Origin of the sequence: Amphritea atlantica, from assembly GCF_018860855.1 — a bacterium.
GTDB classification, from domain to species: Bacteria; Pseudomonadota; Gammaproteobacteria; order Pseudomonadales; family Balneatricaceae; genus Amphritea; species Amphritea atlantica_A.
The window spans coordinates 12789-37677 of the sequence record NZ_JAHKQE010000038.1; the positions used below are offsets into that span (position 1 = coordinate 12789).

Here is a 24889-nt window from a genome sequence, read left to right on the forward strand (position 1 = left end):
GACAAATCAAAAAAACCTACTAGCTGTGCATTAAGCAGGCATTAAATCATCCTCTTCGCCCTCAGTTTTTTCGATCAACCGATAAGGGTTATCAGAATTGAGTAGCTCCTTGCCGTTGGTGGTTGGGAACTCCACATCAATATCCACAATCCGGCCATCTCGGCAGACATTGATAATGGTATCCATGGTGGTCGCCATCAGCGAATACTTATCATCCGGCGCCGCAATCAGCGTCTGCAAGCCTAAATCGCTCATAAAGCCCAGTGAAGTCACGGTGTTTTCTGCATCCAATTTATTGAAGGCTTCATCGAAAACCGACAGGCTAATACCGCCCAACGTGACACCATCTGCGCTATCCCGAAGACGATAGGTCGCCCCCATTGCAGCGGCAATTGCCACATAAAATGGCACCTGGTGCTCACCACCAGAACCGGTTTTAATCCGCTGAGACAGGGTTGTTTTGCGGTTACCGTCTAGGTCTTTAACCACCAATTCAAAGTTGTAGAAGTTACGGTAATCCTGCAGCAAACTGCTTTCACCCTCATCCTTCAACACTTCATGAATCTTAGCCAGCGCGTCTTGGTGCGGACGTTTTTCATCATATTTGAAGTCAAACAGTGAACCGACATTCGCCTGATCCATGCGGGTATAGGCTTCAACCAACTCAAGAATGTCTTTCAATTCAGGGTTAGGCATCATTTCAAAACTATACATCTCGCGATGGAATGGACGGTTTTTAAGGTGCGCATTCAGTTCGCGAATCAGCTCTTTAATCTTATCGATCTGATCTTTAAGGTGCGCCACAAAGTCTGAACGGAATGAAGTTTCAGCCTCTAGCCTAGCGCGCTCAGCTTTTTCGGTGTATTCCGCCAGTTCACTATCACGCAACGACTGAATCGTGTCATCAACAAACTGTGCTAACTGCTCATGGGATGAATCTTCACTCACTTTATCCAAGTCCTGATGACTCAGGCCTGAACCATGGTAGCGAGCCTTATACTGAGCCACACCATCACGGACAATATTCTTTTTACGTTCTACCAAGGCCAGCTCGGATTGCGCTTTCTTGGCCGACTCGAAGATAATCCGGTCCAAATCGCCAGAGCAGGACTCGTCCATATAGTCGCGTTTTTCTTGGGCCGACTGGGCATCAAAGTTTGCATCCGCTTCGCATCGAGTACGCGCGTTTGCATGCTCACCCAGCTCATTATCCAACACCTCAAGAGAGGCATTGTCTTTAATCAAACTAGTGCGGGTAGACTGTAGCTGATCCATCAGTTTTTTCTGGGCAAGCTGGGTAGCTTTTTGTGCCTCGACCAGATCACCAATCCGCTTCTGGATACCGCTGTCATCTTGGTTACGCAGGTCGGTAATACCTTGACGATAACCTTCGATCTCGGTTTGCAGCATCTCCCGCTGATTTACTAGATCAAAGGTGCGCTCGGTCACACCGGTCAGTGCAGCGGTCATGCGGATCAAGTTTTCTCGCAGGCTATCCAGCGCTTCATGATCTTTATTCAACGCACTGAACTCAGCCATCATCTGATCAACTTGACGATCCTGCTGCTGCAACTGGTGCTGACGTCGACCGCCACCACTGCCCATCATCGGCGCCTCTTCACGGATCGAAGTGGTGGTGCCTTCGGTTTGCAGCATGCAATCGTAGGTTAAGGCACGCTCTTGCTTCAGCAGCTGGCTTTCGGTTTCAACCGCCATCACCCCGCCCAACGCACGGTTCATATAGGCCAGGGCATCGTCGCTCTGACAATCAACAAACTGCGCTAACGAGCCAGGCTTAGAACGGTTAAGCCACTCATGGGACTTAGTGGTATTAACGACTCGACAACCTTTCAGATGACGACCCTTGCGACGATAGAGAGTGATCGCTTCTTTTACTCGATCAGGATCTACAATCAATGCTTCACGTCGCGCCCCAAGAAAACTTTCGATCGCAATGCGCCATTTCTCATCATTGATATCGACCAACTCACAGATAGGCGTGGAATCGATGCCATAATCTTTTAACAGCTGCATCAATTCACGGGTATTACGGCGCAAAGGCGCGCGCCCCTCTTTTAGCTGTTCAACGGCACTTTTCTGATTCTGAATCTCACTGCGCAGCTCATTCATACGAATTACCGAGGATTCAAAACGGCGCGCAATCTCTCGCCGCACGGAGTCCACCGAGGCTTTCAGCTGGTTCAGATTGTTATCCACATCCACCGGTGCCTGAGGCCAGGTTTCGGCCATCATATCTTCACCGGAGCGCCATAGCTCAACCGAATCTTTAACCACCGGAATAAAACTATCCGGCAGGTATTGCTCATAGTTAGCAAAACTCACAGCCGAGCGCAGCAATGAATACACATGCTGGACTTTCTCTTTCACCACATTCAGCTCATGCTGACGCGCATCGATGGAGTTTTCCAGCGCTTTGACTTTATGCGCACTGTCGGTGTTATTCAGTTCGGCACGAGTATTCGCCAGCGACTGCATAATCTCGTTGAGCTCTTCACTCTTCGTTTCAAGATTGGTTTGCAGCGTGGTCTCTTTGACCTGATTAACCTCAAGCCGCTCTTGCGCTTCCTCTTTTTTCAGATCGGCGTGTTCAAAGCGGGTTTCATGCACCACCCATTCATACTCGACCGAGTTCTTAACGTTACGATCGATCCCTTTACACTGCTCCTGAACCTTCTCCAGTTCATCAATGCGATTTGAGACTTCGCGGGTTTTCTGCTCCATCGCTCGATATTCATCCAGCGATTTGCGAAAGCCGCCTACATGGACAATATTTTCATCGAGGACAAATTCGCGAATAAATCGAGTAGGGCTGTTGATCGGTATAAATTTCAACGCATTACGAAAGTTTTTCACAAACTTTTCATCATCGTTGGGCATCTGCTGATCGTAACTAAGTTCTGTCACCAGCTCGCGAATAAACCGGTTAGCCCGTTTCTCTAACTTCATCTCGGGGCACTGTTTCAGCAGACTTTCTTTAACCACCGGCCACTCTTTCGGCAAGCGACCACCATCCTGCTTAACGGTAAAATCTTCGAGGCTGACGGAAAAGTCAGGCAGAATAAAACGCCCTAAAATATCTTCTTCAGGAGAAGATAGCGATGCACTGATCGCCAAGCCTACGCAGGTCTCTTTACCGGTTTCGGTATCGAAGAAACTGAGTGCCAGATAACTAACGGAATCCTGCCGAGCATTCTCTTTTTTACCCAGGTCATCCATAAAGCCAAGACAGTAGGTACGCAGGCTACGCTCACTCTTCTCACCGGCACTGGCGTTAAAGCTAAGAAACTTTTTGTTGCCGCCCATCAACACCGTCTGGATCGCATCCAACAATGAGGATTTACCCGAACCGTTCGGGCCAATCACCGCCACATTGCCCTTAATCGGAATTTCGACGGCGCCCAGTACATACCAGTTCACCAGCACCATTCTATTGAGCTGTTTCATGAGCGGTTCTCCTCGGCGGCCGTATCGGTATGATTGACTTCGGTTGCCGTTTCTTCAGCGGCGCTGTCGGCATTTTCATTTGCTTCAGCGACATGGTTTTCAGCGGCATGGGTTTCAGCAACAGGCTCAATCTCAGGCGTTGGCGCGTCTGCATCATCAGTCGCGCTATCAACCGCAGTATCGGTTTGCACCTCTGGCTGCGTTTGATCATCCTCTGTTGCCGTTTTTGCGGGTAACTCATCATCCCGCTCTTCGCACAGTGCTTCGAGCTGCCCGATAAAGTCCTCCACCACTACCTGACGAATAGATGGATTAATGGTTAACGGAATATTCTTAGGATCGGTTTCATGCGGCTTGCCCCGCTCAATCACCCCGTGCCGGCTAAACAGCGACAACAGTTCTTTTAACCGCGTCTCATTAGGGATTTCACGCCCAGTGAGGTTTTCATATAGCGTCAGCAAATCATTGGTGGTGATATAAGCTCGACCGGCTTCTACATCAAAGGCTTCCAGTTTTTGCTCATACTGTTGACGCAAGCACAGCAGAAACAGAGACTCATCCAACTTCAAACGCATAAAGCGCTCTTCACCTTTAGGCAGGATGCCTAAATAGGCTTCATCCGGTTGATAAATCAATGACCAGCCAATTGCCGCAAACAGATTAGTAAAGTAATCGATATGGGACGCCACAAGGAAATAGCTATCGCGATGCCCAGAGCGTTCAGAATAGAGGAACTGATTTACCAGCAGCATATTGGCCGCATGGACGAAATCTTCTTCCTGGTACTGATCGCTACGACCGATGATTTTCTGCAGATCACCCAGCATTATACTTTCCTCTGAATACTGAAATCGCGACACTCAACCATATCCGCGACATTGACATAATTATCTTCAAACTTAATTTCATACTTATTGGCCGTGCCCCGCCCTTTCTTACCCAGCGAGCGCATATGCCGCAGATAACTGAAGCAGATGTAATCCTCAATACACTCAATGGTGAAATCGGTAGCGCAGATCACTTTTCTATCTAAAAGATGGCGCTCGACATAGAGCTCGATATTTTCCGGCTTCACTTCGCGACGCGCTTTATACTCTTTAAACAGCTGGCGCATCTCCAGCACCCGCGGATCGATCTCTACGGGGCGAATCACCCGTGGCTTAGTTTCAACCCGACGCTTAATCGGTGAACGCACACTACCCGGTGCCAAGAACGCCACACCGTCAAGCGTATCAACATGCGGTATGACACGATCATCGAGCTTAGATACATCGGAGATCAGCCGCGACAGCCGTGAACTCATGCCCGGTGTAGTCTTATCCATATAACGAACCGTATCCGCCACTCGCTTCTCGAGACGGTAACGGAAATCATCGATCGTGGCTAAACGCTGATCGACCGACTCAAAAATACGGATAATCCGATTGATATGGCTATGCACCATCGCTTCGGCATCGACAAAGTTCAGTTCAAACTGTTCCTGATAATGCTTAGTGAGCTTCTCGACCTTGAGCGGATCAAATTGCAGATCCCGCAGCATAGAGAGGATCTGCCGCCGAAAACGGAACGGGTTGTTCTTGGTTTTCAGGGTTTTGTAGTCAGATACCAATATGTGGGCAACAAAGCGATCGAAGAAACTGCGGACGATCTCCTGTGGATTCGAGGTCGCCGCCAAACTGATCTTTAGCTCTCGTAAACCCAGCATCATATCGGTCAGGTGAGCGCTGAAATCAGCCGCGGTTTGGGCCGCTTCCTGCAAGGTAATACCACGCCCCGAGGGGTCGCTGATCGCAGATTCCAGAGAGCTCAAAACGTTGAGAACCGCCCCACCATAACTGCGTTTTTCCAGCTCATTAATGCCGACTAGCGTCCGTAGCAGATAACTAATCGCTGGCGACAGCAGCACAAAGGTGCGATAGATCCGCTGCTCCTCTTCAAGCCAGCCGGTATCCACCAACCGGCGATAAATACGGTTGGTATATTCCGCCGTTGAGCGAGGAAGCTCTTGCCGTTCCGCCTCGGACTCGCCCTCTTCTGGCTCCCAGCGCCGCACGCCAAGGCGCACTACGGTATCCTCGATACAGGAACGAATCAGATCTTTAGGCACGAACGGATCAACCAGATCTTCATCGAAGAACTGATCAGCAAGATCCAGAAGAACCGCCTCGTAGATATGTTTATTTTGCCCCGATAAAGGAACAAATATTGTTTCGGGAAGCTTTTTAAAAAGCATCTCAGCTAAAATCTCCGGGCACGCTGTCGGGGAAGGTAGAAATAAGTCCAAATGAGTTCTTTACGGACCACTTCCTTAATAAGGTTACCGATGATAGCGGAAATAGCCACACTGACCAAGTGGCAAAAAAGGCTGCTCAGCAGGAGTCAGCCTTTTTTTAAAAACTGCTTTTAAAAGTCCTTTTAAATCAAAAAGATAAAATACTGATTAATGTTTAATCAAGCGCTTTTATTAACATTATGTAAGTGAGTGTAAACCGACACCATAGCCAAGTGTGCCTTAAAAGCCTCCAGCGCTAGTGTGGATGAGGTGAATCCAGCAAAGACATCCTGACCATCAATCATCTCCAGCACCTGAGTGACCCGCTCAACACCATAAATCTGATTCAGTAGGCCATGGTATTGCTCTAATGACCGTTCAGCATCAAGACGGAACATCAAACACTGATGCAAACAGCGGTATAAAGACTCAAGATCCTGATCTTTTGGCCTGCATTGCTGTATCCACTCACTCCAGATCAGCGCTTCATCAAGTTCACCTAACCGTAGGTTTAATAAGCATTTAAGCTCGCCGACCCGCAGACATCCCCAAGCACTATCCTCGTCAGGCAAAATGCCGATGATCTCAACGACCCGCTGCCCATCATCAAAACCGCCTTCTTCAAGTGCTACTAACAATCTCTCGATTTGCTCATCACTCAGAGATGACAGGTTCAATAATGGCTCGCGTAGTTCAGCGCCCGCATTATGATTATCTCGAATCAATACATCCACAGGGCATATCTCAGACATACCCGGAACAATAATACGACAACTGGGCACACCTAAATGATCGTAATCGGCAATGTAGATATCCATATCCACTTTATGGATCAAATAACACAGGCGCTCAAATTCCGCCTGCGCATCACCGTCGATATTCCACTCGGTAAAATCATAATCGGTTTCGGTAGCAAACAGATCCCACGCCACTGAACCACTCGAATTCATCCAATGTGCATCTAAATTATGCTGATCGGCTACCTCAGCTAGATCAAATGACGGCAGTGAAAACCCAGACAGGTCATCTAGGCTGCGCCCCTGTAGCAGCTCCGCCACCGCCCGCTCAAAGGCTCTTTCAAATTTTGGATGTGCACCAAAAGCAGCACAGCAGCCACCATCAAGAGGGTTAATTAGCGTGACATTGACTAACGGAAACTGCCCACCCAAAGAAGCATCCTTAACCATCACAACCAAACCATGATGACGAAGGCAATCTATCGCTTCCATCATCGCGGGATAACGGTTGAGCACTGAATCGGGAATATCCGGCAAACTAATCCCAGATGAAATAATGGTGTTTTTAATATGTCGCTGAAATATCTCTGACAACGCGAGAACCCGCGCCTCGTAAAGGCAATTTCCCGCGGCCATACCACTATTTGCATATAAGTTGCTGATGATATTAACGGGAATCCACACCTGATCACCACTACGCTGACGCTCAAATGGAATAGCACAAATCGCATGTTGCCGATGAGCCGCATAAATCTCCATCAGCATAGACGGTTTCAACTCACCCGTCATGTTGTATTGCAGCCTCGTTGGCTCATCCAACAGGGCATCCGGTAAAGCATCATCGCTGACGGAAAACCACTGCTCATTCGGATAATAAATATACGGCTGGGTCGCAACCTTCTGTCCAAGATAGTACTCAGCAAAAAAATAGTTATTACTTAAGCGCGCAAAAAAAGCAGTGAGTGCACTCGCTTGCGCCGCCTCCCGAGAGGTGCCATGACCCTGCGCACAAAAAGCAGCATAACAACGATCCTGTAACCTCACTGACCAAATATGCGGCACCGGATTTAACCAATTAACCTCAATCTCAAAACCTAACGCCTGTAACTGAGCATACATCAGAGTGATCGTATCCTGCAGAGAGCTATCTTTAGTGGGAATCATAGTCATAGGGAGAAGGATCCTTGCTACCCATCTTTAGAATAAAAACAGCGGCATCCAGAGAAATAAACCTGCCATCCGACAGGTACCGCACAATTATAAGGCCTGTGATATCGACAACACGAAACAGGCAAAAACATAATGGTCTGCATTATCGCGCCATAGGCAAAAAAAAGAAAAGCGAAATACAACAGATCGTTATTTAAGCACTTAATAAAACAGTAAAATATTTATCTTACCCACTTGACGCATACCCACCTCATCATTAATATACGCCGCCACGGTTGAGACGTTCCTTGATAGCTCAGTTGGTAGAGCAGTAGACTGTTAATCTATTGGTCGCTGGTTCGAGTCCAGCTCGAGGAGCCAACCTTTTAACCGTACTGAATGACATTCCTTGATAGCTCAGTTGGTAGAGCAGTAGACTGTTAATCTATTGGTCGCTGGTTCGAGTCCAGCTCGAGGAGCCATTCACTCAGAACGGGGCATAGCGCAGCCTGGTAGCGCATCTGGTTTGGGACCAGAGGGTCGTAGGTTCGAATCCTGCTGCCCCGACCACTTTAAAGTTACCCTAAAACTTTAAGTGGTTAGATTCTGAGACACGCTTGAACATTTCGTGTATAAATACCGTTCTTCGTCGGGGCATAGCGCAGCCTGGTAGCGCATCTGGTTTGGGACCAGAGGGTCGTAGGTTCGAATCCTGCTGCCCCGACCATCTTTCTAACACTTATGAACGTAGTGTCTAATCAATGTTCACCCTTCGTCGGGGCATAGCGCAGCCTGGTAGCGCATCTGGTTTGGGACCAGAGGGTCGTAGGTTCGAATCCTGCTGCCCCGACCACCTTTCCAACACTTATGAACGTAGTGTCTAATTAATGTTCACCCTAGTCGGGGCATAGCGCAGCCTGGTAGCGCATCTGGTTTGGGACCAGAGGGTCGTAGGTTCGAATCCTGCTGCCCCGACCATTTATATGATGCAATTCATGTGCAAGATCTAGGTCATTCATTTCGATTTATCTATCTCGACCCATATCTGAATCACATTATTTTTCTTTTGTATGATCTATTCATACGGACAACACTGTTTTTCAGCACCTCCCCTTCGCTGAACCTTAACGAAGTTATTTCGTTATTCACCGGGGTATACATTACCGTCTGTTTTATCATGTATACAGCTGCTCCGGATTTTTTCTTCCTAACGCCTCAAACCTTCAATTCAGCGCCCTATCCGTAACCTTATCGATCAACACCTGACCATACTGTCTAAAGTTTTAAACTACTTATTATCGACAAGACTAAATCCAACCTTCCCAATAAGACTATCCAAGCACTCAGTATCATCAGATAACAAAAAAGAGGGGAAGATTGAAATGCATATGATAAAATTTAACACTTAGTTGACCATTTCCTATCACGCTGCAGAAACAATACCACTAGGGCTTTCGGCTTTTTTTGAGTCATTACAATGCTGTCGCAAACCGATGAAGTAAACACTTTGACACAACAATGCTGATGATAAAGACGTTTGCACACTTTATACGGACGTTACAAAACGGTAAATCTGCTCAGGTAACGATTGCCCTTCCAAATGCTATAACGGAGTATAGATGACGACTGAGCAGAACTACTTCCTGACCGTCGCGATTATCAATCTAATTTTGGCTTTCTCAGGCACAAGAATTAAAGACCCAAAGGGAAAACAGAAGTGTACTGCGTTCTTCATTGCTGCTGTTTCAGCAAACTGCCTTAGCTGGTTTTTATATGTGTTTGATATCGGTGTCATATTAAAAATCATATCGGCGATACTATCGGCTACCTTCATTTGGGGCATGGTCGTTTTCAGCTATCGCCGCTGCGAACAGCCATTACCCATTACCCCTATATCCCTTATTTTCACACTCAACTGCTTGGCATTGGGATATTTCACTTATACGAGCCACCCCAATAAAGCGCTTCACGTTAGCGCGTTTTTTGTCCCTTTAGCATTATTTATGATTGCTTATCTATTTCTTAAAAAGAAACAAGACAAAAACCCATCGGATCTCATCTTTGCTTACGCCTGCTGCGTGATGGCGATTGTTGTCGTTGTCCGTTCACTATTATTGGAGATGTCCCCTAATATATTTAGCGTCACTATCGTTTCTTCACAAATCATCTGGCCCGCATTCAGCGTTATCTCCGGTGTGTTTACCCTGTTAAGTTTTACCGAGGAGATCCAATTCAAGTTACAAAAAGAATCTAACACCGATCAACTCACCGGCTTAGCGAATCGGCGCAGCATGGACTACCTGCTACAACAGGAATGGGCCAAAGCTGATCGCCACCAACGAACCTTAGCCTTAGTTATGCTCGACATTGATTTTTTCAAGAATTATAACGATCACTATGGCCACCAAGCTGGCGATGACACACTCAAGAAAGTGGCACAAGTACTCCTCGACTCAGTACAACGTGCTGGAGATGTCGCCGCACGCTACGGAGGGGAAGAGTTTCTACTTATCCTACCTGACACTGATGCCTTAGCGGCCCAGAGCATTGCCACTAAGATATGTCAATCCGTTGCAGCGCTAGATATAACACATCAAAGCTCGCCCTTCGAAACGGTTACCGTGAGTGCCGGTATCGCTGTGTTCAAGCAGCAAAATTACAGCACCGTAAGGGATCTACTGATGGCCACTGACGCAGCCCTTTATCAAGCCAAAAACAATGGCCGCAATCAGGTTCAAGTTATTCCGCTCGAGACAAAATAAAATAGATTACCCGACGGTCATACACTATAAATGGGCGCGTCCTAATGATGCGTAATTTTAGCCTACTACCGAAAGGAACTTGTTCAAGATCAGAGCGATACCCAATATCGCATCAATAACCGAGCAGTCCCAAGCAGACACTAAGGACCACAAAGGATTCATTGACAAAGCCTCAAAACTCTATATAGTGATATTTAGCTTAGAAAAAGTCTATTCTTTAACCATTTGTTGTCGTTGTATTACTATCGTTAGTTTATTTAAGTATTCTCGTCCCACTGTTTTAAATTCCAGTCTTATTTTTCGCTATCAGGACAAACCTGCCCTGCATTTGAGCATCAGTCGTACGTCTGCCACTGAATCAACTTCGAATACAGCCGTTTCAATTCTAAAGCCAGAGTTGTCCCGATCATTACTTGCGGCGTAATATCGCTACTATATCCGTAAGTATTGAGTGTTCCCGATGTAACGTCATCGGATCACAAATTAAAGTAGTCCGCTGACGCGAGTACTGACAGTACTGCACAGCAATACATAGTTTTGTCATCTGTCAGAGATAGTATGTAAACAATCTCTGCATGACTTTTTTGGTTATCAGGCGGAAGTTGTAACGACTCAGTTTCAACCTCGCGCTAAATATTCGGCTAAACAGAGCCGTTCTGACAACCAGCCCAATTTAATTCACTCAACAGAAATGAGTGATACCCGTTATATACCTTCCCGGTAATATCCGAGCTGCCATAGCAGTGAGTTGATGTGTTCAGGGACAGCCAAGCGCGGGTCTATTTGAGAAAAGAATGAGTAATAATATTAAAACAGCTATCAATGCCGCCGATTTTGAAAAATACAGCAACCCTATCCCTGGCCGGGAATACATTATGGGCCTGTTCGATGAACCTGGAAAATACCTCAATCGCGAGCAACTGGGCAAAACCCTCAAGTTGTTTGAAGATGATGAGAAAGAAGCACTCCGCCGCCGTTTGCGCGCGATGGAGCGAGATGGACAACTCAATTTTGATCCACGTAAAGGCTACAGCTTACTCACCGAAGACGATCTAATTGAAGGTACGGTTATCGGTCATCCCGATGGCTTTGGTTTCCTATCGATAGACGGTCCTGGCGATGATCTATATCTACACGAAAGTCAGATGCTGAAAGCCTTCCCCGGTGACCGAGTACAGGCACGCATCAGCGGTGTCGACCGTCGTGGACGCCAAGAAGCCCAGATCATAAAAGTGCTTGAACAAAATATGACTGAGGTGGTTGGCCGCCTGAGAGTTGATGATGGCGAATACTTTTTACAGCCTGAAAACAGCCGCATGCGCAATGAGATCGACATTCCCGATGACCAGTTGAATGGTGCAGAAGCGGGCCAATATGTCACCGTTGAAATCACTGAGTACCCTTGCAATCGCTTTAATGCCGAAGGCAAAGTTATTGAACTATTGGGCGACTCTATGGCACCGGGTATGGAGATCGATGTTGCCATTCGTAACCATGACATCCCTCACAAGTGGCCTCAAGATGCACTTAACGCCGCCGAAGCCTTAGGTGATGAAGTCACCGCTTCCGATAAACAGCACCGTGCGGATCTTCGTACACTCCCCTTCGTCACCATTGATGGTGAAGATGCACGAGATTTCGATGATGCGGTCTATTGTGAAAAGCGTAAATCTGGCGGATGGCGTTTGTTTGTCGCGATTGCCGATGTATCCCATTACGTGATCCCCGGCAGCCCCTTAGATGTCGAAGCCGCTGAACGAGGCACCTCGGTTTACTTCCCTGGTCATGTGGTACCCATGTTGCCTGAAGCACTGTCCAATGGTCTGTGCTCATTGAACCCCAATGTCGACCGCCTAGTCATGGTCTGCGAAATGTCGATCAATAATGCCGGCAAGATGACCAGCTATACCTTTTCGGAAGGGATTATTCACTCCCATGCCCGCCTAACCTATACCCAAGTTGGCGCATTGGTATCCTCGTCTGAAACTGAACTCGGTAAAACCGTCGCTCACCAGCATGCCGATGTCGTACCTCATCTACATGCCCTGCACCATCTATATGCGGTGCTAAGAAAAGCGCGCACGAAACGCGGTTCAATTGATTTTGAAAAACAGGAAGTACAGTTTAAATTTACCGAAGATCGTAAGATCGATAAGATCGTGCCGGTTGTACGTAACGATGCACACAAGATGATTGAAGAGTTTATGCTTTGCGCTAACGTGGCAACAGCTCAATTCCTCGAAAAGATTAATTTACCAGCCCTCTATCGTATCCATGAAGGTCCGGTCGAGAAGAAGCTAACTAATCTACGGGCATTCCTCAGTGAAAGAGGCTTAAACCTAGCGGGCGGTGATAAACCCACACCAGCTCATTACGACCGTTTATTGAAGAGCCTTGGCGACCGTCCGGATGCGCAGATTATCCGTACAATGATGCTTCGCTCACTGAGCCAAGCAGAGTATAGTTCTGACAACCAGGGCCACTTCGGCTTGGCTTACCCTGCCTATGCGCATTTTACTTCACCGATTCGTCGTTACCCTGACCTACTGGTTCACCGAGCTATTCGTTCGGTTATTCGCCGCAGTGAAACAGGTAGCATTCTAAGCCGAACACTGAAAAAGATTACCGGTGCAACTGACTCGGTTCACCGCGTAAAAAGCGCCGCGCCGCTTGAGCAAACAAAAAGCTACCCTTACGATCTGACCGCAATGAAAAACCTTGCAGAGCATTGCTCGCTGGTATCTCGTCGCGCCGATAAAGCCGGCTGGGATGTTGAAGCTTGGCTGAAGTGCGAATACATGCAAGATCACGTCGGTGATGTCTTTAGTGGTGTAATCAGTACCGTAACTAACTTCGGTCTATTTATTGAACTCGATGACACTCAAGTTGAAGGTCTGGTGCATGTCACTGCCCTAAACAACGACTACTACCAATTCGATGCGGCACAGCAACGCTTAGTAGGCGAGCGCACCCGCGTTAATTTCGGTATTGGCGACAAGATCGAAATCCGTGTGGTACGCGTCGATATGGATCAACGTAAGATCGAATTTGAACTAGCCTATAAAGATGATGCCGCTGCATCCACAAAACCTAAAGCCCGTAAAGGCCGCGGTAAAGGTAATCGCAAATACAGCAAGAAGTAATTCAATTCTGCTAAGGAGGTCTATTTAGGCTTCCACCGCTCATACTTAGCGATGCAAGGCTGGTATGACCTTATCGGGTGCGACCTACAACAGCAACATTACTGCAGTAGGTCGCCCTGATCATGATGCCCCATTCGATAACCAAACACTCTGGTACGGGGCTAATTCGATCATTCCCTGCAGATCCTTATAGTGTTGACCACTGAGTAGATCTGACCAATCTTGGGTACTAATCAAGTTCAGGTCGGATAATGACAAGCTCGTCGGCTCGGCACTAATATTATTCAAACAGAATATATTTTGTGTCCGATCAATACTCTGCCGCCAAAAACCAAAGATTTGCTCACCCAGATGCAGGGTGAACTGCGTAGCATTAGGATGAAACGCTTTCTGTTTAATACGAATAGCGATTAAATGCTTCAGCTTACTAAATACCCGGTAATGATGACTTGTTTCATCGGTTAATAACGACTCTAGGGCGGTGTAATCCCACTGGTGCCGATTGATCGAGCGAAACTGTCCGGTCATCTCTACCCTTTCATGATCATTCAAGGTACCGAGCAAGCTATGCAGATAGATCCCCGGAATGCCTTCCAATGCCAACATAATACTGTGCGCACAGAGAAAACGCGCCTCTCCCCAGCTATCTTTACCCTCTGTCGTCCCCTGCAGCGCCTCGAACAGGGCGATATTAATCTCGTAAGGTTTTTTGCCGCCATCATCAAGCGCACGCCAAGAGACATGACCACCAAAGTTTTGCATCGTCTCGATTATCAGGTCCACTTCACTATCAGGTAAAATCCCCTCCACCGGTCGTAAACCAATACCATCATGTGAAGCGATAAAGTTGAAAAAAGAGGTGCCATCCTGTGCTGGCGGCATACTCATCATCCACTGTTTCAGATAAAAATTCTGACCGGTAATCAGAGCGTGTAACAACAACGGGGGCAGCGAAAAGTTATACACACAGTGAGCTTCATTAGCATTACCGAAATAGGAGAGGTTCTCCCGACTAGGAATATTCGTTTCAGTAATGATCATCGCATTCGGGCAAGCATATTCAATCAGAGTTCTAAAGAGACGCACCACCTCGTGAGTCTGATCGAGATTTAGGCAGCGGCTACCCGCTTCTTTCCACAGAAACGCCACCGCATCTAGGCGAAAAATATTCACGCCTTGATCCAAATAAAAACGGAAGATCTGAACAAACTCTTTCAACACAGCCGTATTACGAAAATCAAAATCAACCTGATCATGACTAAACGTACACCACACATGTTTCAGTCCATCCGCCGTTTCAACCTCGCGTAGCAGTGGGCTGGTACGGGGCCGGACAACCTGAGAAATATCATCATCAGGGCTCGCGGTGAAATAATAATCATGGCCGATGCCTTCGCCTTTAACAAAGTTTTCAAACCAAGCACTTTCACCCGAACCATGATTAATGACTAGGTCGGACATCAGGCGATATTCCGAAGAAAGCCGCTGAATATCCTGCCACTCACCGACCGATTCACGCACCTGATAATAGTCGCTTACCGCAAAACCATCATCAGAGCTATATGGGAAGAACGGCAGCACATGTACACCGCTGATAACCCCATCACACTGTTCGTTGAGAAAGTGATGTAGGGTACTCATCGCCCGCTCATCCGAACGATACAAGCTATCACCATAGGTGATCATAATAATATCTTGCTGACTCCAATGATTCTTATACGGTGTGGGTAACTGCTCTACACTCCCCAGACGCATAATCGAAATAAGATCGGAGACCAGTTGGGTGACCTCCTCCGTTTCAAACGAGCAGTAGATATTATGTAGGTGGTTTTCAATCTGGCTGGCTAGCTGCGCGCTAGCGTCATTTAAAACACTATCCATATTATTCCGCCATAAACTCTTGGTGATCCAGCTCAACCGCCTCGATTAAGCGATCAAACACATCGGGCATCGCACTGGAAACACGACTCCAGCTCGGGATAAACGGCGTTTCCATTGGATTATTCAAAAACTGCTCACCGGCGGTAATAATATTGCGAGAGAACATCTCAACCGCCATCTCTTCAGCATGAATATCCAATTGCAGACCATTCATCACCGCATCGTTGTGATAGGTTTCAACAAAATCCAGAGCAATGCGGTAATAGGTCGCCTTAACCGAACGGAAAGTTTCAGTATTAAAGGTATGCCCTTGAGTGGCTAATTTACGGAATAACGATTTAGTGATATCGATCGACATCTTCGACAAGCCCGCCTGCATATCATCGAGTGAGAGGTCTTGATGTTTATGATCATACTGATCGGCAATATCTACCTGACAGAGTCGGTTGTTGGCATAATTACGGTGCATCTCTGATAGCACCCCAATCTCTAAGCCCCAATCACTCGGTATACGGATATCGGTTAGCACATCACGTCGAAAGGAGAACTCGCCCGCTAAGGGGTAACGAAAGCTATCAAGAAACTGTAAATATTCGATTTCACCAAAGACCTTCTTCAGCGCTCGCAGCAGCGGCGTCACCAGTAAACGGCTCACACGGCCATTAATCTTACCTTCCGATACCCGGGCATAAAAACCTTTACAAAACTCATAGTTAAACTGTGGATTAGCCACCGGATAGATCAACCGAGCCAACATCTCTCGGCTATAAGTGGTGACATCACAATCATGTAACGCCACAGACTCAGCCCGACCAGAAGCTAGAATATAACCCATGCAATACCAAACATTGCGACCCTTCCCTGCCTCTTTAGGTGCTAACTTAAGTGCTTGTAGCTCTGCATCCAAAGCTTTTAGCCGTGGGCCATCATTCCAAAGAATACGATGATGCTGCGGCAGCTTGCTGAAAAACTGACGGGCATAGCGAAACTGCTCTTCATTGGCTCGATCCAGCCCGATTACTATTTCAGATAGGTAAGGCACCTGACTAATCTCATCAATAATATGACTCAGTGCTGGCCCTTCAAGCTCAGAAAACAGCGAGGGAAGAATCAATGCCAACGGCCTCTTACGGCCAAAACGGGTTAACTCCTCTTCGACCTCTTCGATCGGCCGGTCTGCAAGATGATGCAAAGTCGTAATAATTCCATTCTGATAAAAATCACCCATAAAAATTACTCCTTAGCTTCTTCCGAAGGTATTCAATTGAATTCATCTCTAGCGGACGCTCAGCGGCACCTAAAAACCAGCTAACCCCCTCAACCCAGCCATCCGGGCCGGTTTGCTGAGTCCGATAGATGTTCTCATGCTCGATTTTCAGCGGCTCATGTACCGGTGAGCGGATCACTACAGCACAATCAGCCACCTGCAACATATCCACATCGTTATCTCCATCACCGGCAGCAATCGTTAAAAAACGGCCACTTTTACCCTCACTAGGGGTTAAGTTCTGATACTGTTCATACAACCACTGCAACGCCTTACCCTTATTACAAGCACCCGTAATATGCAGAAACCGTCCGCCCTGAAGCACCGTAGCCCCTGCCTGCCTTAGCTTTTGCACGAATAATAGTTTGCGGCTATCCGAACCACGCCATTTAACCGGCTCACTAAATTCGCGAATATTCGCCAACTGTGCAGCGTCATCTGAGAGTCCGGTACAGGCTTTTATGCCCTCAACCCCTAAGGAGGTGAAGCTTTCAAACTCACCATCAAACTCAACGCGTAGTTCTGCTAACAGTGTTAGCCAATGATCGCGAGATAGTGAAAATTGAGCACAATAATAATTATCGACGCTTATACAACCTGACGGAGGGGTCGCAAAGTAATCTTCAGGGACAAAAACAGCAGCGCCATTTTCAACCACAAAAGGTTCATCGCTATCCAACTCCCGACGTAAAACAGACAACTCCGCTCGGGTTTTACTGGTGACCGGAATAACCGGAATATTCATCTCTTTTAGTAGCGCCAATAACGGCTTTGCTTTATCAAAGCTATAGCTAAAATGATCCAGTAATGAGCCATCAAGATCTGTAAAAATTAAAACCTTTGTCGTCATCGCATAATCCTCTTAGCAGCAACGGTGCAGCCCGATCGAAGCAACAATAAAAATGCACCAAAATCGATCACACAACAACCTTTTAAGCAAAATACTTTATCCATATACCGGATACTGCAGGAAACATACCGATTTATAAAAACCAACGAATAGAGTGCAATTATAAAAACGCTGTCTATGCTATATCTACGTCAATAAACAATTTAATCATCGCTACAGCCCAGTTTCACAGATGAATAAGACTGTCATATCAGCTTGATGACCATTAATCATCAAAAAAACAACCAAAAAATAATGGGTTACAGCAACAGAGTAAAAAAGCCGAACAATATTGCGACTGACGTGAAATAGAGCTCTAGACACCAGGGTAGGATTAAGCGCTCATCAGTGGGGAAGAAAGCCACCTCAGATTAAACCAGAATGGGGCACAGATTTTGCGTAAACAAATAAGAAAGATAAGAAATGGACGGTAGACTTAATGATACGCACTGAATTAAAGCACGTTGAATTTGACTACTTTGAAGTGATTAGCGAAAAACTGAATCAGTGAAATGTCGCAAATAGTCAATAATCGTAGATAAATTGACGATTTTTAAACATCAAAACAGAGCAAAAATACTTAATCCTCAGTTTTGAAAGGTAATGTTTGCACTCACGCTTCAAATTATCGTAGGGTATAAACAGACACGAAACAGTAACTAAGCAATAACAAACGACAGATTTTAAACTTGCGGATCACAACCCATAAATTGTAGAGAGGCATAAGAACAAATGGAAAATTCAGCTTCCAGTGAGGCTTTTGTACGGTTTGACGGAGTTCAGAAAAGCTACGATGGCAAGGTTCTCGTAGTCAAAGACTTGAATATTGATGTCCCACGCGGTGAATTTTTAACCATGCTTGGGCCATCCGGCTCAGGAAAGACCACATCGCTGATGATGTTGGCCGGTTTTGAAACAGCGACCCATGGTGATATCTATCTGGATGGCCGTTCAATCAACAACGTAGCACCACACAAACGCGGCATCGGCATGGTGTTTCAAAACTATGCACTCTTTCCCCATATGACTGTGGCGGAAAACCTCGCCTTTCCTCTTAAAGTTCGCAACATGGGTAAATCAGAAACCGAAGAGCGCGTTAATAAAGCCTTGGATATGGTTGAACTCGGTAGCTTCGGCGATCGTCGTCCGGCACAGTTATCCGGTGGTCAGCAACAACGAGTCGCCGTTGCTCGGGCACTGGTATTTGAGCCCGATTTGATTCTGATGGACGAACCACTTGGCGCACTGGATAAGAATCTGCGGGAGCAGATGCAATACGAAATCAAACATATCCATGAACGCCTAGGTGTTACCGTTGTTTATGTTACCCATGACCAATCTGAAGCATTAACGATGTCGAATCGAATCGCCGTTTTTAACGACGGTATCATTCAGCAACTGGCCCCTCCAACCGAACTCTACGAAAAACCAACTAACTCATTTGTTGCCCAGTTTATTGGCGAAAACAATAAGTTATCCGGCATTCTACAATCAACACAAGACGGTATCTGCACCGTTCGACTGCCTAGCGGTGAGCTAGTGACCGCCCTTGATATCAACACCGACGATATCGGTAAAGAGAGCACTCTGTCACTACGACCTGAGCGAGTCTTTCTTGATCCCGTTGAAGGCCAATGCGACAACGTATTCACAGGAAAAGTTGAGGAGGTTATCTACCTAGGAGATCATAAACGGGTCCGTATGAATGTCTGCGGCCACGATGAATTCATCGTTAAAGTACCGAATTCTACAGACCATAAAGGATTACAAGTCGGAGGCACAGCGCCTATCGGCTGGTCATCTAAAGACTGCAGAGCCTTGGATACGATCTGATCAGGATCAAAATGTCATTGCTACTGAAAAACAATAAAGGCTACATCATAAAGATGATGAGCGAATAAACAGCGTCTTCATGAAGAAGATGTCATGTCATTAAAGCCCGAGAGGAAATGCCAAATGAAGAAATTTTCCAAATTATCATCTGTCCTAGCACTAGGTGCTGCTGTCTGCGTGGGCTCTGCAACTGCAGCCGAGCCACTCACGGTCGTATCATGGGGTGGAGCGTACACAAAATCCCAACGGATGGCCTACAGTGATCCATTCACTGCAAAAACGGGCATTAAGATCGTCGATGAAGATAAATCAGGTAATGGTCTGGCTGGGCTTCGAGCTCAAACGGAAGCCGGTAACGTAACCTGGGATGTACTGGATATTCTGGAAGGTGATGCAATTCTGGCGTGTGATGAAGGTATTGCACAAGAACTGGATTATGAAAAAGATCTTAACCCAGGTGCTGACGGCACACCGGTAATGGAAGACTTCATTGAAGGTTCTCTTTCTGGTTGTTACGTTCCTACCATCGTTTATGCCACACTGTTCTCATTCAACGACAAAGCGTTCCCAGGCGAAAAACCTAAGACCATTGCTGATGTATTCGACGTCAAAAAATTCCCAGGTAAGCGTGCGTTTGAGAAAAAACCCGATGCTAACCTAGAGTGGGCTCTCGCTGCTGATGGCGTACCTTACGATGAAGTCTACGATGTCCTCGGCACACCTGAAGGTGTAGAACGTGCTTTCGCTAAGCTAGACACCATCAAAGATTCAATCATCTGGTGGGATGCTGGTGCTCAACCACCACAACTACTAGCTGACGGTGAAGTCGCCATTGCGTCTGCTTATAACGGTCGTATCTTTAACGCTCAAGTGGTCGAAAACCAGCCATTCACTATTATTTGGGACGGTCAGGTTTATGAGCTAGATGGTTATATCATTCCAAAAGGTGCTCCACATAAGAAAGCGGCCATGGACTACCTGCGTTTCGCCACAGACACGCAACGTCTAGCCGATCAAACTAAATACATCTCTTACGGTCCTGCGCGTAAATCTTCTGCACCACTGGTTGATAGCCACGCAGAAACAGGTGTAAAAATGGCGCCACATATGCCAACTACACCCGTTAACTTCAAGACACCTATTAAGAAAGATGCTGAATTCTGGGCCGATAACGGTGACGAACTACGTCAACGCTTTAACGCTTGGTTAGTACAATAAGTACGTAAATCTCGGGGGGCTGCCAAGCCCCCCTTTATGAGTTAAAGGCTGATTTACGAGTCATGATTTGATCGATCATCTAACAACACGATCAGATGATGATTCATCATTATTAACGGTAAGACGCACAATTAACCGCCATTTTAATTCATCTTCATAAAAGGGTTTGTATTCCTCATGATGGCAAATACTGTCGAGGCCGAAGGCCAATTAACCCCGGACGAACAGAAACGACTTACCTCGGATATGCATCGCTCACTGCGCCGCAAAAAATTCCGCGCTCTGTTTCTGGTAGCACCACTGCTTATTTTTATCATGGTCACCTTTGTTTCACCTATCGCAACCATGCTATTCCGTTCGATAGATAACCCTCAGGTCTCCGAGTATATGCCGAACACCACAGCAGCATTAGCTGACTGGGATGGCGATAACAACGAACTACCAGATGAAGCAACCTATGCCGCACTGGTTGAAGACTTGGTAGTGGGACGTAAAAACCATACCATTGGTAAAGCGGCTACCCGACTTAACTATGAAAAAAGCCAGATGCGAAGCCTCTTAACAGGCACCGCACGCAAAGCTGGCAGACTTAAACCGCCTTACAAAGATCAACTGATTAAAATCAACAAAGGTTGGGGTGATATTGATAACTGGCGTGTCATTAAACGCGAGTCAAAACCCTATACTGCCTCCTATTACATTGCTGCATTTGATATGGAAACAACGCCCGAGGGCGAGATCAAAATGCTGCCGGAGAATCAGCGTGTCTACCTGAAGATGCTCTGGCGTACTGTCTGGATGTCCGTGGTCATCACATTATTGACCCTGCTCTTGGGCTATCCGGTGTCCTATCTACTGGCATCACTGCCCATGCGCGTAGCCAATACTCTGATGATCTTAGTGTTACTACCCTTCTGGACATCTTTGCTGGTACGAACCTCATCCTGGATCGCGTTACTTCAGGGGCAAGGTGTCATTAATGACATTCTCGTCTGGTTCGGTCTGGTTAATGATGAGAGCCGTCTCAGCATGATTTACAACGCCACCGGCACCGTCATCGCCATGACTCATATACTACTGCCGTTTATGATTCTGCCGCTTTATTCGGTGATGAAGACGATTCCGCCAAGCTATATGCGGGCCGCCCGCTCCCTTGGTGCAACACCCTTTACCGCATTCGTTAAGGTTTACCTACCTCAATCAGTGCCCGGTATTTCTGCTGGCGCCATCCTAGTCTTTATTCTAGCGATCGGTTACTACATCACCCCAGCATTGGTGGGTGGTCAAACCGGACAGTTTATCGGCAATATGATTGCGTACCATATGCAAAGCTCGCTTAACTGGGGTCTTGCTGCCGCACTCGGTGTGGTATTGCTAGCACTCGTCTTAGGTATCTATGCCCTTTACAGCCGTCTCTTTGGCGGAAACAATCAGATGACGTTGAGGTAAGATTATGGCTCTTCCATCATATGCCGGCCCCTTAGAAACATTCTGGTACTATGCGTTTCGTGTTTTTTGCGGCATGGTGTTTATTTTTCTGATCACGCCGCTGCTGATCATTATCCCATTGTCATTCAATATCGAGCCCTACTTCAGTTTTACTGAAGGGATGCTGGCGTTCGATCCAGATGCCTACTCGTTACGTTGGTATGAGGAGTTTTTTGGCAGTGAACGTTGGATGGCTGCGATCAAGAACACCTTTATTGTGGCGATCTGCTCGACCTTCCTCTCAATGGTGCTAGGTACCTTAGCAGCATTAGGCTTGAGTCGTTCAGAACTACCCTTTAAAGGTCTGATCATGGGATTGCTGATCTCCCCTATGATCGTACCGCTGATTATTTCAGCGGCAGGTATGTTCTTTTTCTACTCATCGATGGGTGTATCACAGAGCTATCTGGGCTTAATCCTCGCTCATACAGCACTAGGTACTCCTTTTGTGGTGATTACGGTGACAGCGACGCTAAGCGGCTTTGACTATAACTTAGTCAGAGCAGCTAACAGCCTTGGTGCTTCTCCAACCTATGCGTTCTTTAAAATCACTGTGCCACTGATTATGACCGGTGTTATTTCAGGCGGCTTGTTCGCCCTGATGACTTCGGTTGATGAGGTGGTGGTTGCGATCTTTATTGCGGGCGCTGAACAGCGAACTGTACCGATGCAGATGTGGGCAGGTATTCGTGAGCAGATTAGCCCAACGATCTTGGCTGTTGCAACCTTGCTGGTTTGTATGTCTATCTTGCTGCTAAGCACCGTTGAATACCTACGTCGTCGCTCCGAAGCGATTCGCGGTATCAGCGCGCATTAATCACTGATTTCAGCTTGAACCAAAAAAGTCACTGGCAGCTCTCGCTCCCAGTGACTTTTTTATGTCACCTTCTTAAATGACTATTTCGTCAAACGCGCTAACACAGCCTTTGCCACTAGCGTCGAAGATGCTGGGTTCTGGCCGGTAATCAATAAACCATCTTCAACCAGATAGGGCCCCCAGTCTGGTCCCTGAGAATAAACACCACCGCGCTGCTTCAGCTCGTCTTCCAACAGGAATGGCACAACCTCAGTTAAGCCTACCGCCGCTTCTTCAGTATTCGTAAAGCCTGTAACCTTCTTGTTCTTAACCAGCGGTTCGCCCGCTTCATCTTTGGTGTTTAACAAAACACTCGGTGCATGACAGACTGCTGACACTGGCTTACCCTGACGAGCAAAGGTTTCAATCAAAGCAATAGAAGTTTTATTCTGAGTCAGATCCCACATTGGGCCATGCCCACCGGGGTAAAAGATTGCATCGTAATCATCGGCAGATACACTGCTTAATGGCAGCGTATTGGCCAGCTTTTGTTGTAGCTCAGTATCTTGATCAAAACGACGAGTATCCTCTGTCTGAAAGTCTTCCAGCGCACTTTTAGGATCGATCGGTGGTTGACCACCTGCAGGTGAAGCCAACGTAATATTAACGCCAGCGTCCGCTAGAACGTAATAAGGCGCAGCGAATTCCTCAACCCAGAACCCCGTTTTCTCACCGGTATTACCCAGCTCATCATGTGAGGTCAGTACAAATAAAATATTCATCGTAATCTTTCCTTTCTGTCGGGTGCTCAAACTTCATCTCAACCCGCACTTTAATTAATCATCGAATGCTCAATTGAGCCACTGTCTGCCTAAGCGAGTTTTACCAACATCTTGCCGGTATTCTCACCCTTAAATAGGCCAATAAACGCATCGGGCGCTTGTTCAATACCGTTATAAACCGTTTCTTTCCAAGTGATTTTTCCGGCTTCGATCCACTGCATCATCTGCTCAACAAACGCGGGATAACCATCCCAATGTTCAAACACAATGAAGCCCTGAACTTTGAGTTTTTTAATAATCAGCTGAGATAGATTTGCCGGGCCCGCCTGCGGCGTCGTAGCATTGTACTGATCGATCATGCCGCAAACAGCGATACGGCCATGATCATTCATAAGATTTAAAACCGCCTCTAAGTGGGCGCCACCGACATTCTCAAAATAAACATCGATCCCTTCTGGGCAAGCCTTAGCAATACTCCCCTGCAGATCGTCAGTCGTTTTATAGTTGACCACCGCATCGACACCCAATTCATCAAGCAGATAACGGGCTTTAGCCTCTGAGCCTACACTGCCAGCAACATAACAACCTTTCAGTTTAGCGATCTGACACACCATTGCACCGACAGCCCCAGACGCCGCTGAAACAAAGACTCGATCCCCTGCTTTGAGTTCGGCAATCTTAGTTAATCCGGTAAATGCTGTCATACCCGTCATCCCCAGCACACTCAGAAAAGCCTGATCCGCTATCTCAGTTTGCGGCAACAACTGAATATCATCACCTGGGGAGGTGAAATATTCCCGCCAGCCATTCATGCTAGACACCTTACGGCCCACAGGAAAATCAGCGTTACGAGATTCAACAATTTCACCTACCGCACCACCACCGAGTGCAGTATTCAGGGCGAAAGGTTCGATATAGCTTGCACGCTCCATCATCCGGCCACGCATATAAGGGTCGACTGACAGCCATAGATTCTTAACCAACACTTCACCCTCTTTTAACTCGGGTACTGGGTGGCTAACGAGTTGAAAATCATCCTTAGTCGGCATACCGACGGGACGACGAACAAGTTGGATTTCACGATTAGATTCAATATACATTTAGCACCTTACGTAGAGCATTGTCTGATAATGCTAATTAGTCTATGCTCCCTAGCTACATGCATCCAATGCATTAGGTAAATACCTAACATAAACAGAAATCATGA

15 protein-coding genes and 6 tRNA genes are annotated in these 24889 nt (G+C 46.8%); 12 read left to right on the forward strand and 9 right to left on the reverse strand.

Annotated elements, in window-relative coordinates:
• Window positions 1–30: 30 nt before the first annotated feature.
• From KO512_RS16010 to ycaO, 4 genes are all read right to left on the reverse strand, one after another.
• On the reverse strand, window positions 31–3465 hold the full coding sequence (locus KO512_RS16010) for an SbcC/MukB-like Walker B domain-containing protein (protein WP_215953358.1): 3435 nt from the start codon (window positions 3463–3465) through the stop codon (window positions 31–33).
• The gene (locus KO512_RS16015; RefSeq protein ID WP_215953359.1) at window positions 3462–4292 is read right to left on the reverse strand and encodes a DUF4194 domain-containing protein; all 831 of its coding nucleotides are present in this window, start codon (window positions 4290–4292) and stop codon (window positions 3462–3464) included. The genes KO512_RS16010 and KO512_RS16015 overlap by 4 nt, the downstream gene beginning before the upstream one ends.
• Window positions 4292–5698: a Wadjet anti-phage system protein JetA family protein gene (locus tag KO512_RS16020; protein WP_215953360.1), complete on the reverse strand. Its 1407-nt coding sequence runs from the start codon at window positions 5696–5698 to the stop codon at window positions 4292–4294. The genes KO512_RS16015 and KO512_RS16020 overlap by 1 nt, the downstream gene beginning before the upstream one ends.
• A 218-nt stretch (window positions 5699–5916) precedes the next feature.
• Window positions 5917–7644: a 30S ribosomal protein S12 methylthiotransferase accessory factor YcaO gene (gene ycaO / locus KO512_RS16025; protein ID WP_215953361.1), complete on the reverse strand. Its 1728-nt coding sequence runs from the start codon at window positions 7642–7644 to the stop codon at window positions 5917–5919.
• A 284-nt stretch (window positions 7645–7928) separates the two neighbouring features.
• Here ycaO and KO512_RS16030 point away from each other — a divergent pair.
• From KO512_RS16030 to rnr, 8 genes are all read left to right on the forward strand, one after another.
• Window positions 7929–8004 (forward strand) — tRNA-Asn (locus KO512_RS16030).
• A 25-nt stretch (window positions 8005–8029) separates the two neighbouring features.
• A tRNA-Asn gene (locus KO512_RS16035) sits at window positions 8030–8105 on the forward strand.
• Between the two features lie 11 nt (window positions 8106–8116).
• Window positions 8117–8193, forward strand: a tRNA-Pro gene (locus KO512_RS16040).
• Between the two features lie 80 nt (window positions 8194–8273).
• Window positions 8274–8350: transfer RNA gene (locus KO512_RS16045), tRNA-Pro, on the forward strand.
• Between the two features lie 49 nt (window positions 8351–8399).
• A tRNA-Pro gene (locus tag KO512_RS16050) sits at window positions 8400–8476 on the forward strand.
• 48 nt (window positions 8477–8524) lie between these two features.
• Window positions 8525–8601, forward strand: a tRNA-Pro gene (locus KO512_RS16055).
• Window positions 8602–9242: 641 nt separating this feature from the next.
• On the forward strand, window positions 9243–10385 hold the full coding sequence (locus KO512_RS16060) for a GGDEF domain-containing protein (protein ID WP_215953362.1): 1143 nt from the start codon (window positions 9243–9245) through the stop codon (window positions 10383–10385).
• A 794-nt stretch (window positions 10386–11179) separates the two neighbouring features.
• On the forward strand, window positions 11180–13528 hold the full coding sequence (gene rnr, locus KO512_RS16065; protein WP_215953363.1) for a ribonuclease R: 2349 nt from the start codon (window positions 11180–11182) through the stop codon (window positions 13526–13528).
• A 120-nt stretch (window positions 13529–13648) separates the two neighbouring features.
• Here rnr and KO512_RS16070 read toward each other — a convergent pair whose 3' ends face one another.
• Genes KO512_RS16070 through KO512_RS16080 form a run of 3 tightly spaced genes read right to left on the reverse strand, consistent with a single transcriptional unit; the run spans window position 13649 to window position 17526 of the window.
• Complete coding sequence (locus tag KO512_RS16070; RefSeq protein ID WP_215953364.1) at window positions 13649–15409, reverse strand: sugar phosphorylase; 1761 nt, start codon at window positions 15407–15409, stop codon at window positions 13649–13651.
• Window position 15410: 1 nt separating this feature from the next.
• The gene (locus KO512_RS16075) at window positions 15411–16637 is read right to left on the reverse strand and encodes a glycosyl transferase (protein WP_215953365.1); all 1227 of its coding nucleotides are present in this window, start codon (window positions 16635–16637) and stop codon (window positions 15411–15413) included.
• Window positions 16630–17526: an HAD-IIB family hydrolase gene (locus tag KO512_RS16080; RefSeq protein ID WP_215953366.1), complete on the reverse strand. Its 897-nt coding sequence runs from the start codon at window positions 17524–17526 to the stop codon at window positions 16630–16632. Before KO512_RS16080 ends, KO512_RS16075 begins: the two co-directional genes overlap by 8 nt.
• 771 nt (window positions 17527–18297) lie before the next feature.
• On the opposite strand from KO512_RS16080, the gene KO512_RS16085 reads away from it, so the two are divergent.
• From KO512_RS16085 to KO512_RS16100, 4 genes are all read left to right on the forward strand, one after another.
• Entirely contained in the window at window positions 18298–19398 is a 1101-nt protein-coding gene (locus tag KO512_RS16085) for an ABC transporter ATP-binding protein (RefSeq protein ID WP_215953367.1), read from the forward strand.
• 123 nt (window positions 19399–19521) lie between these two features.
• The gene (locus KO512_RS16090) at window positions 19522–20616 is read left to right on the forward strand and encodes an ABC transporter substrate-binding protein (protein WP_215953368.1); all 1095 of its coding nucleotides are present in this window, start codon (window positions 19522–19524) and stop codon (window positions 20614–20616) included.
• A 177-nt stretch (window positions 20617–20793) separates the two neighbouring features.
• Window positions 20794–22065 carry an ABC transporter permease gene (locus KO512_RS16095; RefSeq protein WP_215953369.1) on the forward strand — a complete coding sequence of 424 codons (1272 nt, stop codon included), beginning with the start codon at window positions 20794–20796 and terminating at the stop codon, window positions 22063–22065.
• 4 nt (window positions 22066–22069) lie between these two features.
• Window positions 22070–22921, forward strand: a complete 852-nt coding sequence (locus KO512_RS16100; RefSeq protein WP_215953370.1) for an ABC transporter permease — start codon at window positions 22070–22072, stop codon at window positions 22919–22921.
• Between the two features lie 80 nt (window positions 22922–23001).
• Here KO512_RS16100 and KO512_RS16105 read toward each other — a convergent pair whose 3' ends face one another.
• Together KO512_RS16105 and KO512_RS16110 are read right to left on the reverse strand one after the other, a co-directional pair.
• Window positions 23002–23682: a type 1 glutamine amidotransferase domain-containing protein gene (locus KO512_RS16105; protein ID WP_215953371.1), complete on the reverse strand. Its 681-nt coding sequence runs from the start codon at window positions 23680–23682 to the stop codon at window positions 23002–23004.
• A gap of 89 nt (window positions 23683–23771) precedes the next feature.
• Window positions 23772–24782, reverse strand: coding sequence for an NADP-dependent oxidoreductase (locus KO512_RS16110; RefSeq protein WP_215953372.1), 1011 nt, complete (start codon window positions 24780–24782; stop codon window positions 23772–23774).
• Window positions 24783–24889 lie beyond the last annotated feature (107 nt).

Bases quoted from the DNA above. Each gene is read 5' to 3' on its own strand.
- KO512_RS16060 (WP_215953362.1), top strand. From the start codon at position 9,243: ATGACGACTGAGCAGAACTACTTCCTGACCGTCGCGATTATCAATCTA.
- KO512_RS16085 (WP_215953367.1), top strand. From the start codon at position 18,298: ATGGAAAATTCAGCTTCCAGTGAGGCTTTTGTACGGTTTGACGGAGTT.
- KO512_RS16020 (WP_215953360.1), bottom strand. From the start codon at position 5,698: ATGCTTTTTAAAAAGCTTCCCGAAACAATATTTGTTCCTTTATCGGGG.
- KO512_RS16100 (WP_215953370.1), top strand. From the start codon at position 22,070: ATGGCTCTTCCATCATATGCCGGCCCCTTAGAAACATTCTGGTACTAT.
- rnr (WP_215953363.1), top strand. From the start codon at position 11,180: ATGAGTAATAATATTAAAACAGCTATCAATGCCGCCGATTTTGAAAAA.
- KO512_RS16110 (WP_215953372.1), bottom strand. From the start codon at position 24,782: ATGTATATTGAATCTAATCGTGAAATCCAACTTGTTCGTCGTCCCGTC.
- KO512_RS16015 (WP_215953359.1), bottom strand. From the start codon at position 4,292: ATGCTGGGTGATCTGCAGAAAATCATCGGTCGTAGCGATCAGTACCAG.
- ycaO (WP_215953361.1), bottom strand. From the start codon at position 7,644: ATGACTATGATTCCCACTAAAGATAGCTCTCTGCAGGATACGATCACT.
- KO512_RS16090 (WP_215953368.1), top strand. From the start codon at position 19,522: ATGAAGAAATTTTCCAAATTATCATCTGTCCTAGCACTAGGTGCTGCT.
- KO512_RS16080 (WP_215953366.1), bottom strand. From the start codon at position 17,526: ATGACGACAAAGGTTTTAATTTTTACAGATCTTGATGGCTCATTACTG.
- KO512_RS16010 (WP_215953358.1), bottom strand. From the start codon at position 3,465: ATGAAACAGCTCAATAGAATGGTGCTGGTGAACTGGTATGTACTGGGC.
- KO512_RS16075 (WP_215953365.1), bottom strand. From the start codon at position 16,637: ATGGGTGATTTTTATCAGAATGGAATTATTACGACTTTGCATCATCTT.
- KO512_RS16095 (WP_215953369.1), top strand. From the start codon at position 20,794: ATGATGGCAAATACTGTCGAGGCCGAAGGCCAATTAACCCCGGACGAA.
- KO512_RS16105 (WP_215953371.1), bottom strand. From the start codon at position 23,682: ATGAATATTTTATTTGTACTGACCTCACATGATGAGCTGGGTAATACC.
- KO512_RS16070 (WP_215953364.1), bottom strand. From the start codon at position 15,409: ATGGATAGTGTTTTAAATGACGCTAGCGCGCAGCTAGCCAGCCAGATT.